This is a genomic window from Arthrobacter sp. B2I5 (assembly GCF_030816735.1).
Taxonomy (GTDB): Bacteria; Actinomycetota; Actinomycetes; order Actinomycetales; family Micrococcaceae; genus Arthrobacter.
This window is the reverse complement of record NZ_JAUSYF010000001.1, coordinates 3,104,139-3,118,530: the sequence shown is the minus strand read 5'-3', so window position 1 is coordinate 3,118,530 and position 14,392 is coordinate 3,104,139. Positions and strand designations below refer to the sequence as shown.

12 protein-coding genes and 1 tRNA gene are annotated in these 14,392 nt (G+C 64.9%); 11 read left to right on the top strand and 2 right to left on the bottom strand.

The features are described from left to right. Positions 1–20 precede the first annotated feature (20 nt). From QFZ60_RS14520 to QFZ60_RS14485, 8 genes are all read left to right on the top strand, one after another. Positions 21–1,487: an NAD(P)/FAD-dependent oxidoreductase gene (locus QFZ60_RS14520; RefSeq protein WP_142030624.1), complete on the top strand. Its 1,467-nt coding sequence runs from the start codon at positions 21–23 to the stop codon at positions 1,485–1,487. Positions 1,488–1,599: 112 nt separating this feature from the next. Then, positions 1,600–1,673: transfer RNA gene (locus QFZ60_RS14515), tRNA-Leu, on the top strand. A gap of 240 nt (positions 1,674–1,913) precedes the next feature. Beyond that, positions 1,914–3,146 carry a branched-chain amino acid ABC transporter substrate-binding protein gene (locus QFZ60_RS14510; protein ID WP_307091303.1) on the top strand — a complete coding sequence of 411 codons (1,233 nt, stop codon included), beginning with the start codon at positions 1,914–1,916 and terminating at the stop codon, positions 3,144–3,146. Positions 3,147–3,304: 158 nt separating this feature from the next. Next, positions 3,305–4,312: a branched-chain amino acid ABC transporter permease gene (locus QFZ60_RS14505; protein WP_056332384.1), complete on the top strand. Its 1,008-nt coding sequence runs from the start codon at positions 3,305–3,307 to the stop codon at positions 4,310–4,312. Next, positions 4,309–5,556, top strand: a complete 1,248-nt coding sequence (locus QFZ60_RS14500; protein WP_307091301.1) for a branched-chain amino acid ABC transporter permease — start codon at positions 4,309–4,311, stop codon at positions 5,554–5,556. Before QFZ60_RS14505 ends, QFZ60_RS14500 begins: the two co-directional genes overlap by 4 nt. After that, a complete protein-coding gene (locus QFZ60_RS14495) occupies positions 5,553–6,500 on the top strand; it encodes an ABC transporter ATP-binding protein (protein ID WP_307091299.1) in 948 nt (315 codons plus the stop codon). The genes QFZ60_RS14500 and QFZ60_RS14495 overlap by 4 nt, the downstream gene beginning before the upstream one ends. After that, the gene (locus tag QFZ60_RS14490; RefSeq protein WP_373427723.1) at positions 6,493–7,200 is read left to right on the top strand and encodes an ABC transporter ATP-binding protein; all 708 of its coding nucleotides are present in this window, start codon (positions 6,493–6,495) and stop codon (positions 7,198–7,200) included. The genes QFZ60_RS14495 and QFZ60_RS14490 overlap by 8 nt, the downstream gene beginning before the upstream one ends. Before the next feature lie 150 nt (positions 7,201–7,350). Continuing rightward, entirely contained in the window at positions 7,351–8,271 is a 921-nt protein-coding gene (locus QFZ60_RS14485) for a Bax inhibitor-1/YccA family protein (protein WP_307091296.1), read from the top strand. Positions 8,272–8,378: 107 nt separating this feature from the next. On the opposite strand, the gene galK is transcribed toward QFZ60_RS14485, so the two are convergent. After that, entirely contained in the window at positions 8,379–9,557 is a 1,179-nt protein-coding gene (galK, locus tag QFZ60_RS14480) for a galactokinase (protein ID WP_307091293.1), read from the bottom strand. Next, positions 9,554–10,711, bottom strand: a complete 1,158-nt coding sequence (gene galT, locus QFZ60_RS14475; RefSeq protein WP_307091291.1) for a galactose-1-phosphate uridylyltransferase — start codon at positions 10,709–10,711, stop codon at positions 9,554–9,556. Before galT ends, galK begins: the two co-directional genes overlap by 4 nt. A 110-nt stretch (positions 10,712–10,821) precedes the next feature. On the opposite strand from galT, the gene QFZ60_RS14470 reads away from it, so the two are divergent. From QFZ60_RS14470 to ilvA, 3 genes are read left to right on the top strand one after another with little or no spacing between them, the layout of a single operon-like run. Beyond that, positions 10,822–11,784: an aldose 1-epimerase family protein gene (locus tag QFZ60_RS14470; protein ID WP_307091289.1), complete on the top strand. Its 963-nt coding sequence runs from the start codon at positions 10,822–10,824 to the stop codon at positions 11,782–11,784. Between the two features lie 36 nt (positions 11,785–11,820). Further along, positions 11,821–13,146, top strand: a complete 1,326-nt coding sequence (locus QFZ60_RS14465) for an AI-2E family transporter (RefSeq protein ID WP_307091288.1) — start codon at positions 11,821–11,823, stop codon at positions 13,144–13,146. A 3-nt stretch (positions 13,147–13,149) separates the two neighbouring features. Next, a complete protein-coding gene (gene ilvA, locus QFZ60_RS14460) occupies positions 13,150–14,388 on the top strand; it encodes a threonine ammonia-lyase (protein ID WP_307091287.1) in 1,239 nt (412 codons plus the stop codon). Positions 14,389–14,392 lie beyond the last annotated feature (4 nt).

Sequence of the window (14,392 nt, the reverse complement as noted above, 5' to 3'; positions counted from 1 at the left end):
AACTGCGCTATCCTTAAACTATGGCAACCACCCCACAGCTCCAGGACCGTCCCAGGGTACTCGTCGTCGGCGGCGGGTACGTCGGCCTGTACGTAGCACTGAAACTGCAGAAGAAGATCGCGAATGCCGGCGGCATCGTCACCGTCGTTGATCCCCTGCCCTACATGACTTACCAGCCCTTCCTCCCCGAGGTGGCCGGCGGCAATATTGAAGCCCGCCACGCGGTGGTTTCCCACCGCCAGCACCTCAAGCAGACGGAACTGATCCAGGGCCGCGTCACCTCAATCGACCACGAGAACCGCACGGCTGTGGTGGCACCCGCCGACGGTGGCGAAAACTTTGAAATCCCGTACTTCGACGTCGTGCTTGCAGCCGGCGCCATCACCCGCACGTTCCCCATCAAGGGCCTGGCGGACAAGGGCATCGGCCTGAAGACCATCGAGGAAGCCGTTGCGCTGCGCAACAAGCTGCTGGAGCGCATCGAGGTTGCCTCCACCATGACGGACCCTGCCGCACGCGCCCGGGCCCTCACCTTCGTGGTGGTCGGCGGCGGCTTTGCCGGCATCGAATGCATCACCGAAATGGAAGACCTCGCCCGCGCAGCCGTGCGCAACAACCCGCGCATCAAGCAGGAGGAAGTCCGCTTCGTCCTGGTCGAAGCCATGGGCCGCATCATGCCCGAGGTCACCGCCAAGCAGGCTGACTGGGTGGTTGAGCACCTCCGCAGCCGCGGCATCGAGGTCCTCCTGAACACCTCGCTGGACAGTGCCGAAGGCACTCTGAAGCTCATCAACCTGCCGGACAAGACCCCCGCCCAGGAATTCGAAGCCGACACCCTGGTTTGGACTGCAGGCGTGCAGGCCAACCCGATGGTCCGCTCCACCGACTTCCCGCTCGAGCCCCGCGGCCGCGTCCGCGTCCTGCCGGACCTGCGCATCGCCGGTGACGAAGGCATCGTGGAGAACGCGTGGGCCGCCGGCGACATCGCCGCTGTCCCGGACCTCACCGGCAAGGGCCTGCCGGACGGCACTTGCGTACCCAACGCCCAGCACGCCCTGCGCCAGGCCAAGCGCCTCGCCAAGAACCTGTGGGCCTCCCGTTGGGACAAGCCGCTGGCGGACTACAAGCACAAGAACCTGGGTGCTGTTGCGGGCTTCGGTGAATGGAAGGGTGTCGCCAACATCAACCTCCTGGGCCGCATCGGCCTCAAGGGCGGACTGGCGTGGCTGGCCCACCGCGGTTACCACGGCATGGCCATGCCCACGTTCGAGCGCAAGTTCCGCGTCATCCTGAACTGGATCATCGGCTTCTTCGCCGGCCGCGACACCACCCAGCTGATGGACCTGGACAACCCCCGCGGTGCTTTCGTCTCGGCAGCAACCCCCGCCCCGAAGCCCGCGGCTGCACCGGCAGCCGCTCCGGCGGCCGGATCCGGTTCAACCGCCACTGCTGCTCCCAAGGAAACGGTGGCGGCCAACGCCAAGTAGCGCGTCCGTTCCACCGCTTTACAGCGCACGACGGCGGCTGGCCTCTTTGTGGGGGCCGGCCGCCGTCGGCGTTTCCAGCCAATGCGCCTTTCACGGGTACCATTGACCCGGCGCCCCAGTAGCCCAATTGGCAGAGGCAGCGGACTTAAAATCCGCGTGTTGTGGGTTCGAGTCCCACCTGGGGTACACATGTTCCGCCATCACGGTGCCGCCACCGACTGTCGAAAGCCGCCTGCCCAGCAGGCGGCTTTCGGCGTTTAATGCCCCACAGGAAACTACTGTTATAAGGCTGTGACCTCAGTCACTTAGTTTCCTGCCGTCTATGCACTAGCTTGAACCTAAATCAGGAATACCTGGTCCCGCTCCGGGCGCCACCGCGCCCGTTCCGCACCCGCATCGCACGGTCCTGTTTCGGAAGGCAGATTAATGTACCGAAAGAAAGTCCTCACTTCGTTGGCAGCGGCAGCCACGTTCAGCATGCTGCTGTCGGCCTGCGCCAACCAAGCAGGCCCCAGCAACACCGAGAGCTCCGGCTCGTCCAACAAAGTGAACATCCCCGCCATTTCGAAAGTGGACGTCCCCGCCGACGCTGTCATGCCTGCCGGCGACGGCAAGGCAACCTGCCCCGCCACCACCACGCTGGCTTACGCCGGAGCACAGACCGGCCCCAACGCCCAGCTCGGCGTCAACATCTTCAACGGCATCCAGCTGGCCATCGACCAGCACAACAAGGCCAACCCCGGCTGCCAGGTCCAGTTCAAGAAGTTCGATACGGAAGGCGATCCGAACAAAGCCACCGGCCCCGTCACCCAGCTGGTGAGCGAGCCGGACATCCTGGGCGTTATCGGCCTTCCGTTCTCCGGTGAATCCAAAGCCACGGGCAACATCTTCGAGCAGAAGGGCCTGGTCCACATCACGCCGTCGGCCACCAACCCCGGCCTGACGGGCAACGGCTGGACCACCTTCTTCCGGGGCCTCGGCAATGACGCCGTCCAGGGCCCGGCGGCCGCCAAGTTCCTCACCGGGAAGCTCGGCGCCAAGAAGGTCTACCTGGTCCAGGATGACTCCGACTACGGCATCGGGCTTGGAACTTCCACTTCTGCCGGCCTGGGCAGCGCGCTGGCCGGAACGGAAAAGGTGACCACCGGCCAGAAGGACTTCTCGGCAGTCATTTCCAAGATCATGAACGCCAAGGCAGACGCCGTCTTCTACGCCGGCTACTACGCTGAGGGCGCACCTTTCGACCAGCAGCTGGTGGGCAAGGGGTTCACGGGAACCTTCGTGGCACCGGATGGTGTCAAGGATGACCAGTTCATCAAGCAGGCAGGCGACGCGTCCAGCAACGCGTACTTCACCTGCCCCTGCATCCCGGGTGAACTGATCCCCGAATTTGCGTCCGCGTACAAGGACATCGCCAAGGGGGCAGAGCCCGGCACGTACTCCATCGAGGGCTACGACGCAGCGACCGTCCTCCTGTCCGGGATCGACGCAGGCAAGCAAAGCCGCGCCGACCTGCTGTCCTGGGTCAAGTCCTACGACAAGGCCGGCCTGAGCAAGCATTACAAGTGGGATGCCAAGGGCGAGCTCCAGGCCCCGACCGTGTACGGCTACAAGGTGGAGAACGCGAAGATCGTTCCCGTCGGGCCCATCGGGGAGTAGCAGCCCGGCGAAAGGCAAACGGCTGTGGGGGCCAGCATCAGCAGGCCCCCACAGCCTTTTCTTCGCTTCGGCAGCAGCCCAGGACCAAGTTACGTCACTAGACACAAGTCCCACGGCCGGGCCCACAAGGCCGCGTGCAACTGGATCAGGATGTTCCCATGCTTCCCTCTCTTGTCCCACTACTCCCGACTGAAAACGACTGGATCACCTTCGACATACCGTCCCTGGCCCAGAACTTCTGGAGTGCCACCTTTGACGGCCTCACCTTCGGGGCCATCTATGCGCTCGTAGCGCTGGGTTACACCCTGGTTTACGGCGTGCTGAACCTGATCAACTTCGCCCACTCTGAAGTGTTCATCGTCGGCTGCTACGCAGTCTTCTTTACCCTCAGCAGCCTGGGCTTCGGTCCCTCCGTTCCCCGGCTCGACATCTGGGCCATCATCCTTAACCTGCTGTTGGCGCTGGTCCTGGCCATGGTTGCCTCGGCGGTGACAGCCTTCCTGCTGGAACGCATCGCGTACAAACCCCTGCGGCAACGGAACGCCCCGCGCCTGGTCTTCCTGATCACCGCCATCGGTGCTTCCTTCACCATCCAGTACCTGATCTACCTGTGGCGTGGCCCCAGCCCCGAGCTTGCACTGACCATGTTCCGTCCCACGCCGATCTTCGACGTCTTTGGCACCATCGTCGATTCCCAGCAGCTGGTGATCATCATCGCCGCGGTGATCATGATGGTGGGCATCGACAGGTTCATCAGCAAGTCGCGCACCGGCCGCGGCATCCGGGCTGTTGCCCAGGATCCTGACACCGCGACATTGATGGGCGTCAACAAAGAGCGCATCATTATTACCACCTTCATCATCGGAGGCCTGCTCGCAGGAGCCGCCGCCTTGTTCTATGTCATGAAAATCCCGTCCGGTGTCCAGTACAGCGGTGGATTCGTCCTGGGTATCAAGGCGTTCGCAGCCGCTGTGCTCGGCGGCATCGGCAACGTCCGCGGAGCCCTGCTGGGCGGCCTGCTGCTCGGCCTGATCGGCAACTACGGCCAGATCCTGCTGGGCAACTCGCAGTGGACCGACGTCGTGGCGTTCGTGGTGCTGGTGCTGGTGCTGCTGCTGCGGCCCGAAGGCATCCTGGGAACCTCCCTTGGAAGGAGCAAAGCATGAGCATGACGGACGGCCCCACGCCGCTGCAGACGGCGGCTGCCGAACAGGCAGCAGAGGAACGCGAAGCGTCCTCGAAAGCCGCAGGAAAGAGCGATCTCGCCCAGCGGGGCAAACGGAAGCCAGGGTACTTCTCCGACCGGTGGCACGCACTGTCCCGGCAACAGCAGTGGGCGTTCCTGATCATCGTCGTGGTACTTGCCTACCTGCTCCCGCTGATGAACCCGCCCATCATCACCACCGAGCCCGGCAACAACTTCGCCCTGGCCTGCTTCGACATGGCCCGGTTCGCGCTCATCGCCGTCGGCCTCAACGTGGTGGTGGGCTACGCCGGCCTGCTTGACCTTGGATATGTCGCCTTCTTCGCGGTGGGTTCCTATTGTGCGGCCATGCTGACCAGTCCAGACTCACCCTTCCTGCATATTCCGTACCTGTGGACCATCCCGATCGCCATGGCGGTCACCATGTTCTTCGGCGTGGTGCTGGGCGTGCCCACCCTCCGCCTCAGGGGTGACTACCTTGCCATCGTGACGCTGGGGTTCGGCGAGATTGTCCGCATCCTGGCCACCATCATCCCGGCCATGAAGGGCCAGGTGGGCTTCCAGAACGTCGGCCACCCGCCGGGTACCGAGGCTGATGGAACGCCCATCTTCTCCAACTCGAACGGCGTGCCCTGGTACTGGCTGACGCTGACCATCATCATCATCGTCACCCTCCTGGTGGGGAACCTGGAACGCAGCCGGGTGGGCCGCGCGTGGATCGCCATCCGTGAAGACGAGGACGCCGCCGAGATCATGGGCGTTCCCACCTTCAAATACAAGGTGTGGGCCTTCGCCATCGGCGCTGCGATCGGCGGCCTGTCCGGGGCCCTCTTCGCCGGCCAGGTGGGGTTCGTCAACAACCAGAAGTTCGACGTCACCACCTCCATCCTGTTCCTCGCCGCCGTGGTGCTCGGCGGAGCCGGCAACAAGGTGGGCGCCATCCTTGGCGGAGCCCTGGTCAGCTACATCCCGCTCCGGTTCACGGCCATCGCGGAATACAAGTACCTGATCTTCGGCATCGCCCTGGTGCTGATCATGATCTTCCGTTCCCAGGGGCTGCTGCCGGCACGGCAGCGGTTGCTCGCTTACGGACGGACCGCCCTGAACAAGGTCACCAGCCGCGAGGGTACTGAACCCAAGGACACGGACAATCCATCAGCCGGCCCCGGAACCCGTGGGGCCGGACAGAGAGGAGCGGAGGCATGAGCTCCGAGGAGAGGCACGCAGGCTCCAGCAGCGTGGAGGAGCAGCCAACAGTTGACGGCTCCGCGGCTGTTGCGCCCGAGATCGATATTGAAGCCCTGGCCGAGGCCGGGGTTGATCCGGAGCTTGCCGAGAAGGTGGCCCCGGACCGCGATATCGCAGTCAAGGTTGGCGACAACATTGTTGAGGTGCAGAACCTGACCATCAAGTTCGGTGGCCTCGTTGCGTTGGACAACATCAGCTTCAACATCAGGCGGGGCGAGATCCTGGGGCTGATCGGGCCCAACGGTGCCGGCAAGACCACCTGCTTCAACGCGATGACGGGCGTCTACAAGCCCACCAGCGGCAAAGTGGTGCTGGAGGGCCAGGTCCTGAATGGCATCAAGCAGCACAAGATCACCCGCCTGGGCCTGTCGCGCACCTTCCAGAACATCCGGTTGTTTGGCGAAATGACCGCCCTCGAGAACGTTGTGGTGGGCCTGGACGCGCGGCACCGGACCAGCGTGGGCGGGGCGCTGTTGCGCCTGCCCACCCACATCCGGGAGGAGAAGTCAGCCATCGAGCGGGGCATGGCCCTGCTGGACTTCGTCGGCATCGGCAGCCACGCGCACGTCCTGTCCCGGCAGCTGCCGTACGGCTATCAGCGCCGCCTTGAGATCGCCCGGGCCCTGGCCACCGATCCCAAGGTGCTCTGCCTTGACGAACCTGCTGCCGGCTTCAATCCTGCCGAGAAGGAGGAACTGATGGCGCTCATCCGCACCATCAGGGATGAGGGCTACACCGTGTTGCTGATTGAGCACGATATGAAGCTCGTGATGGGCGTGACGGACCGGATCGTCGTGCTGGAATTCGGGAAGAAGATCGCGGATGGACTGCCGCGCGAGATCCGCGAAGACCCGCGCGTTATTGCCGCCTACCTAGGAGAGCCCGAAGATGACGTTGCTTGAACTTAAGGACGTTTCCGTCCACTACGGCCGTATCCAGGCGCTGCGGAACATCTCCTTCACCGTGGACGAAGGGGAGGTTGTGGCCCTGATCGGCGCCAACGGCGCCGGCAAGACCACCACCATGCGGACCATCTCCGGGCTGTTGAACTGCTCGGAAGGAAAGGTCACCTTCGCCGGCCAGGACATCACCAAGATGAAGGCACACATCCGGGTGGTCCATGGAATCTCCCAGGCCCCCGAAGGGCGCGGGATCTTCCCGGGCATGACCGTCATGGAAAACCTGGACATGGGGACCTTCGGACGCAAGGACCGCAGCGGGGTGGGGAAGGACCTGGACCGTGTGTTCGATCTCTTTCCCCGGCTTAAGGAGCGGGAAAAGCAGTACGGGGGCACCATGTCCGGCGGCGAGCAGCAGATGCTGGCCATCGGACGGGCCCTGATGTCCAACCCGAAGCTGCTGCTGCTGGACGAGCCGTCCATGGGCCTGGCACCGCAGTTCATCCGCCAGATCTTCAAGATCATCAAGGAAATCAACAACCAGGGCACCACCGTCCTGATGGTGGAGCAGAATGCCAACCAGGCCCTGGCGGGGGCGCACCGCGCCTTCGTGCTGGAGACCGGGGAGATCACCCACAGCGGCACCGGGAAGCAGCTGCTGGAGGATCCGTCCATCAAGGAGGCCTACCTGGGGGTGGGGTAGTTGGCTCGACGGGGTCCGGTGCTTTAAGAGCGCAACGGTCACGGTTCGGTTGCAACCGGGCCCCGCGGGAACTTTCCCTGCCGCCCCCACGTGGGAATTGGTAGCGTAACAAAAAGCTCATCACCCACATCCACATGGAGGAATCCCGCAATGGCACTTGGCGGCAACCCGATCTTCAACGGAAAGAGTTTCCGTGGAGCCACCCAGGCACCGCCTGTCCCGCAGGCTCCCTACGGCACTCCCTATGGCCAGCAGCCTTATGGCGGCCAGGCGTCCTACGGACAGCAGCCTTACGGCCAGCAGGGCTGGGGCACGCAGCCCCAAAGCATGAGCGACGAACAGCTGCGCCAGATGTACAGCCAGCCGTCGGCCGGCCCCGCGGACACCGGACGGATGACGTTCGACGACGTCATCATGAAGACCGCTGCCTGCCTCGCCGCTGTGGTTGCCGGCGCCGCAGTCACCCTTGTGGTGGCGCAGGGCCTGGCCTCCCTGCTGATGATCGTTGGTGCCCTGGGCGGTTTCGTGCTGGCCCTGGTCAACACCTTCAAGAAGCAGCCATCGCCGGCGCTGATCCTCGCCTATGCGGCTCTCGAGGGACTGTTCCTTGGCGGCTTGACCCGGATCCTCGACGGCATGTTCCCCGGTGTCGGCCTGCAGGCCGTCATCGGCACACTGTCCGTTTTCGCCGTCACCTTGCTGCTCTTCAAGAGCGGCAAGGTCCGCGCCACACCGCGCGCCATGCGGTTCTTCATGATCGCAATTATCGGCTACGCCGTGTTTGCGCTGATCAATATGATCATGATGTGGACAGGGGCCGTGCAGAGCCCCTTCGGCCTGCGCACCAGCGTCGAGATCTTCGGCATCCCGCTGGGCGTCTTCATCGGTCTGCTGGCCATCGGCCTCGCCGCGTTCTCGCTGATCATGGACTTCACCAGCATCGAAGAAGGTGTCCGCAGCGGAGCCCCGCAGCGTTTCTCCTGGACAGCCGCCTTCGGCCTGACCGTCACACTGGTCTGGCTGTACGTGGAGATCATCCGCCTGCTGGCCATCCTGCGGGGCGACGACTAGGCACCCCGGCAGCTTCCGCCGTCGTAAATCAAACAACCGTGGGCCCCACCAGACTGGTGGGGCCCACGGTCGTTAATGTGCAGCCGGCCCGAGGGTGCCGGCCTGCGCTAGGCGACGCGCATGGCTCCGGCGGCAGGGGACACGGTGAAGATATCCGGAGTCCTGTACCCGGCGTCGGCGAAAGCCTTCACGACGGCGGCACGCACCGCCTGCTCGGCATCCACAGGGGTCAGCGCAATGGCCGCGCCGCCAAACCCGCCGCCGGTCATGCGGGCACCTATGGCACCGTGGGCGCGGGAGGTGTCCACGGCCAGGTCCAGCTCCGGGCACGAAATTTCAAAGTCGTCTCGCATGGAAGCGTGGCTGGCATCGAGAAGCGGGCCGATGGCGGCGGGCCCGGTGCCGCCCAGGAGTTCTACGGTCTGGAGCACACGGTCATTTTCGGTGACCACATGACGCACACGCCGGAACGTGACCCCATCGAGCAGGCCGCTGGCCTCCCCAAGGTCAGCCACCGCGACATCCCGCAGCGCCTTTACCCCCAGCACCTCCGCCCCCAGCTCACAGGAGGCCCGGCGCGAGGCGTAGCCGCCGTCGGCGTGGGAGTGCGACACCTTGGTGTCGATCACCAGGAGCACCAGGCCTGCGGGGTCGGTCTCGAAAGGAACCAGGGTTGCCTTCTGGTCCCGGCAATCGAGGAAGACAGCGTGGCCCTTGGCGCCGCGAAGGGACGCGGACTGGTCCATGATCCCCGTGGGCGCACCCACGAAGTCGTTTTCCGCCCGCTGGGTTGCCAGCACCATGTCCTCGGCCGCCAGCCCCGCGCCCGTGAGGTCGTTCAGCGCCGTGACGACAGCGCATTCGATGGCGTGTGACGACGACAGGCCGGCTCCGAGCGGCACGTTCGAGTCAAGGAGCAGGTCCAGTCCCGGAACAGTGATGCCGCGCTCCCGGAGGGCCCACATGACGCCGAGGGGGTACTTGGTCCACCCCTTCGCTTTGCCGGGCTGCAGGGAGTCGAGCGTGGTGGTGACCACGCCCTGGTCGCCATACGTGGACAGCAGCCGCACGGTTGAATCCGGCCGGGCGGCGACAGCCACCCTGGCAGTGCGGTCGATGGCGAACGGAAGGACAAAGCCCTCGTTGTAGTCGGTATGTTCGCCGATCAGGTTCACGCGCCCCGGAGCCTGCCATACGCCGTCGGGCGCGCTTCCGAATTCATGCTCAAAGCGGGCACTGAGATCCTGGCCGGCAGGTGCGGCCTTGGCCTGGTCCTGACTGGTCATGCGGAGGCTCCTTCCGGGGTTGCCGCCACGGCGGCGGCAGGAATGGACGACGGCGGGACGGCAACAGCGCGCAGCCGTTCGGCCACCGTTTCGGGGGTGGTGTCATTGATGAAGGCGCCCATGGCGGCCTCGGAGCCGGCCAGGTACTTAAGCTTGTCGGCCGCCCTGCGCGGGGAGGTCAGCTGGAGATGAAGGTAGCCCGCCGGCCGGAGGAGGTCATCCAGCGGCGCCTGGTGCCACGCAGAGATGTACGGAGTAGGCGTGGGGTACAGGGCATCCACCCGTTTGAGCAGGTCGAGGTAGACCTGTGCCAGCTCATCCTTTTCTTCTCCGGTCAAGGCCGCCAGGTCCGGCACATGGCGGTGCGGGACCAGATGGATCTCCAAGGGCCACCGGGCCGCGAAGGGCACATAGGCGCTGAAATGCGTGCCTTCCAGGACCATCCTGCTGCCGTCCTCCCGCTCGGCCCGCAGCAGGGAGCCGGTCAGGGTGTCCGTGCCGTCCTGCGCATCGTAGTACTTCCGTGCCGCCGCGCCCAGGGTGCCTGCGCGTGGCGTGACATAGGGGTAGGCGTAGATCTGCCCATGCGGGTGGTGCAGTGTCACGCCGATGTCCGCGCCGCGGTTTTCGAACGGGAACACCTGCTTGATGCCGGTCATGGCGCTCAGGGCGGCGGTGCGCTGCGACCAGGCCTCAATCACGGTCCGGGACCGCTCTGCGCTGAGCCCACTGAAGGACCCGGTGTGTTCGGGGGTGAAGGACACTACTTCGCAGCGGCCGTACGCCGGGCCCTTCGTTCCCCACACTGCGTTCTCCGGGACGGGGCCCAGGGCTGGGCCCAGTGAGGGAAACCGGTTTTCAAAGACCACGACGTCGTAATCTGCGGCAGGAATTTCGGACGCATTGGCAGGAGTGGTGGGACAGATGGGGCACTGGTCTGCCGGCGGCAGGTGGGTGCGGGCCTGGCGGTGCGCGGCAACAGCCACCCACTCGTCCGTCAAGGCATCGAAGCGCACCTCGCCGGGCTCCCCGCGCATCGGCAGGCCGCGGTGGTCGGTGGTGAGGTGTTCGGCGCGGGAGGCGCTGGTGCTGTCGTCGTCAAAATAGATCAGCTCCCGCCCGTCGGAGAGTCTGGTGCTGGTAATCCATGTCATTCAAAAAGCTTCCCATAAACGATCAAGAATGAATAGTTAACAACAAAAAGTAACAGTGGCCGATGGAATGGTGCTGCCTGATTCCGAGGGCGGCATGTACGGTAATGCCCATGACAGCCTCTTCCGAAGACGGGATCGCCACCCGCTCATCCATCCGCTCCTGCGCCACGGGACGGCAACACGAGCTCCGCCGGGGCGATGCCGTGGCCGTGATCACCGAGCTGGCCGCGGGGCTCCGCTCGTTCAGCCGGGGCGGGATCCAGCTGACCGAAACCTATGGTGATGACCAGATCGCTCCCGGCGGGGCGGGCATTACGTTGGCACCCTGGGCCAACAGGGTGGAGGACGGGGTTTGGTTCCTGGACGGCAGCAAGCAGCAGCTGGACATCACCGAGGTGTCCCGCAACAACGCCAGCCACGGCCTGCTGCGAAACACCGGCTACGCCGTGGTGGGGGAGTCCAAGGATGCTGTGGCCCTTGAAGCGACCGTTTTTCCGCAGCACGGCTACCCGTTCCTGGTCCGGCACAAGGTGGAGTACCGGATTTCCGAAGACCTGGGACTGCAGGTCCGGCAAAGCCTCACCAATGACTCCGCGGCAGCCGCCCCGTTTGTCCTGGGCGCGCACCCCTACCTGCGGCTTGGCGACACTCCAGTTGAGGAATTGCAGCTGACCGTCTCCGCCGCCACCCGGCTGATGACTGATGAGCGGTTGATTCCGCGCAGCTCCGCCCCTGTCGACGGGGAGGTCGACTTTCGTTCGGGCAGGCACATCGCGGACCTGGCAGTTGACGTTGCCCTGACAGACCTCCGCTTCGAGGGCGGCCAGGCCCGGCACACCCTGGCAGCTGCCGACGGCAGGGCGGTATCGCTCTGGCAGGACGAGGCATGCCGGTACGTTCACATCTACGTGAGCAAGATCTACCCTGGCCGGAGCCGGGCAGTGGCGGTGGAACCGATGACCGGGCCGGCCAATGCATTCAACTCCGGCGACGGCCTGCGGTGGCTGCCGCCGGGGGAGTCCTTCAGCATGGAATGGGGCATCGACTACAAACCCGCCGCGGCAGGGCGGTAGTTTCCCATTGGGCCACCGCTGCGGAAGTATTGGCATATGACGCCAAAAGAGGACGACGTTACCCTGGCCCACCCGGTCCCCGCACCCGCGCCGGCTGCGCCGCTGCGGGTCCTGACGGACCGTGAACTGGACAAGGACATACCGTACGGCATCCGCATCGCGGCTTCCTGGTCCTGGCGGCTGGGCCTGATCCTCCTGATGGTGGGGACGCTTGTCTGGCTGCTCAGCCACATCACCCTCCTGATCATCCCGGTCATGGTGGCCGCCCTCCTGGCCGGTCTCCTGAGCCCTGTCACGGCGTGGCTGAAGCGGCACGGACTGCCGCCAGGCCTGGCCGTTGCCGTGACAGTCCTCGGGTTCATCGGTGTCATCGTCGGCGCCCTGGCCCTTGTGGGCAGGCAGCTCGTGGTTGGTTTCGGCGAGCTCTATTCCCAGGCCCTCGAAGGTGTACGGCAGGTCCAGGACTGGCTGTCGGCCGGCCCGCTGCACTTGACCGCCGCACAGATCGACCAGTACATCAAGGAAGCCACCGACGCGCTGCAGAACAACAGCAGCAGCATCCTCAGCGGCGCCCTGTCCTTCGGCAGCACCGCCGGCCACTTCGCCGCCGGAATGCTCCTCTCGCTGTTCATCCTCATCTTCTTCCTCCTGGAAGGTGACCGGATCTGGGCGTTCCTGGTCAGGATGCTTCCACGGAAGGCACGGGCGGCGACGTTCGGTGCGGGCCGCAAGGGCTGGGCGTCCATGGTCAGCTATGCCCGCATCCAGATGTTTGTCGCGGCTGTCGACGCGCTTGGCATTGGCGTCGGCGCCGCCATCATCGGTGTCCCGCTGGCGCTTCCCCTGGGCGTGCTGGTTTTCCTCGGCTCCTTCATCCCCGTGGTGGGTGCGCTTTTGACCGGTATCGTCGCCATTCTGCTGGCCCTGGTGGCCAACGGCCCCATCAACGCCCTGATCATGCTGGCCATCGTCCTGCTGGTCCAGCAGCTCGAAGGCCACATCCTGCAGCCGTTGGTCATGGGCAAGGCAGTGTCGCTGCACCCGGTGGCGGTCATCCTCAGTGTTGCGGCCGGCTCCTACCTCGCCGGGATCCCCGGAGCGCTGTTCTCCGTACCCATCCTGGCCGTAGCAAACTCGGCTGTTCGCTACATCGCCGCCAGAACGTGGGAACATGAACAGGTGCCGGTAATTGCCGGGAAGCCCATCACGGCCGGAGCGGGCGGGGACAACACCATCAAGGACGTTGAACCGCCATCTGCACCTGGTTCGGGGCGGGACGCGGCGTCCGGCACCCCCGCCGAACACCGTGATGCCCGCGCTTCCTCCCCGGAAGGCACCGGAGCAGAACCCAGAGGAGAGTAGTCCGTGAAGATCCTTGAAACCCTTCCCGTCACACTGGACGATGTCCTTGAGGCGCAGAAGTTGCTTGACGGGATTATTGCGCGCACTCCCGTGGAATCGTCGCGGGCGCTGGGGAGCATGGTAGGCGGCGATGTCTATTTCAAATGCGAAAACCTGCAGCGCGCGGGCTCGTTCAAGGTCCGGGGCGCCTACGTAAGGATGGCGCGGCTCTCCCCTGACGAGAAAAAGAGGGGAGTGGTGGCAGCGTCCGCCGGCAACCATGCCCAAGGCGTTGCCGTCGCCGCCAAGAGCCTGGGCATCAAGGCCAGGATCTACATGCCGCTGGGCGTGGCACTGCCCAAACTCGCCGCCACCCGCAGCCATGGTGCCGAAGTGGTCCTGCACGGGCACAATGTGGACGAGGCGCTCGCCGAAGCCCAGCGCTACAGCAACGAAACCGGCACGGTCTTCGTCCATCCCTTCGACAACGTGGACGTGGTTGCCGGCCAGGGCACCGTGGGCCTGGAGATCCTGGAGCAGGTTCCCAATGTTGACACGATCCTCATGGGCGTGGGCGGCGGGGGGCTCCTGGCTGGGGTCGCGGTCGCCATCAAGGCCCGTGCCCGGGAACTTGGCCGGGAGATCCGGATCATCGGGGTACAGGCGGAAAATGCTGCCGCCTACCCGCCTTCGCTCGCAGCCGATGCACTGGTGCCGCTGAAGAAGGTCTCTACCATGGCGGACGGCATCGCCGTGGGGCGCCCGGGGCAGCTGCCGTTCAGCATCATCCGCGAACTGGTGGACGATGTTGTCACCGTCAGTGAGGACTCCCTGGCCCGTGCCCTGATCTTCCTGCTGGAACGGGCCAAGATGGTGGTTGAACCGGCAGGTGCGGTGGGTGTCGCAGCGCTTATGGACGGCAAGATCGAGAACCCCGGAACCACCGTGGCGGTGCTTTCCGGCGGGAACATTGACCCCATGCTGATGCTGAAGGTGATCCAGCGCGGCCTCTCCGCTGCCGGCCGCTACATGACGGTGCGGATGATGCTCGATGACCGCCCCGGCTCGCTGGCAACCATTGCCCGGATCATTGCTGAAAACGATGCCAACGTCACCGGCCTGGACCACACCCGCGTGGGAGGCTCCATCAGCATGGGAGATGTCTCCATCACCGTGAACCTGGAAACCAAGGGCCACCAGCACGGGGAGCAGGTCCTCAGCGCACTCCGTGCCGAGGGCTTCCAGCCGATTGTTGTGCATTAGGAGC

What these genes read in the sequence shown, in the direction of transcription:
- QFZ60_RS14520 (WP_142030624.1), top strand. Translation starts at nt 21, where the DNA reads ATGGCAACCACCCCACAGCTCCAGGACCGTCCCAGGGTACTCGTCGTC.
- QFZ60_RS14500 (WP_307091301.1), top strand. Translation starts at nt 4,309, where the DNA reads ATGAGCATGACGGACGGCCCCACGCCGCTGCAGACGGCGGCTGCCGAA.
- galT (WP_307091291.1), bottom strand. Translation starts at nt 10,711, where the DNA reads ATGACATGGATTACCAGCACCAGACTCTCCGACGGGCGGGAGCTGATC.
- QFZ60_RS14495 (WP_307091299.1), top strand. Translation starts at nt 5,553, where the DNA reads ATGAGCTCCGAGGAGAGGCACGCAGGCTCCAGCAGCGTGGAGGAGCAG.
- QFZ60_RS14510 (WP_307091303.1), top strand. Translation starts at nt 1,914, where the DNA reads ATGTACCGAAAGAAAGTCCTCACTTCGTTGGCAGCGGCAGCCACGTTC.
- QFZ60_RS14485 (WP_307091296.1), top strand. Translation starts at nt 7,351, where the DNA reads ATGGCACTTGGCGGCAACCCGATCTTCAACGGAAAGAGTTTCCGTGGA.
- QFZ60_RS14465 (WP_307091288.1), top strand. Translation starts at nt 11,821, where the DNA reads ATGACGCCAAAAGAGGACGACGTTACCCTGGCCCACCCGGTCCCCGCA.
- QFZ60_RS14505 (WP_056332384.1), top strand. Translation starts at nt 3,305, where the DNA reads ATGCTTCCCTCTCTTGTCCCACTACTCCCGACTGAAAACGACTGGATC.
- galK (WP_307091293.1), bottom strand. Translation starts at nt 9,557, where the DNA reads ATGACCAGTCAGGACCAGGCCAAGGCCGCACCTGCCGGCCAGGATCTC.
- QFZ60_RS14470 (WP_307091289.1), top strand. Translation starts at nt 10,822, where the DNA reads ATGACAGCCTCTTCCGAAGACGGGATCGCCACCCGCTCATCCATCCGC.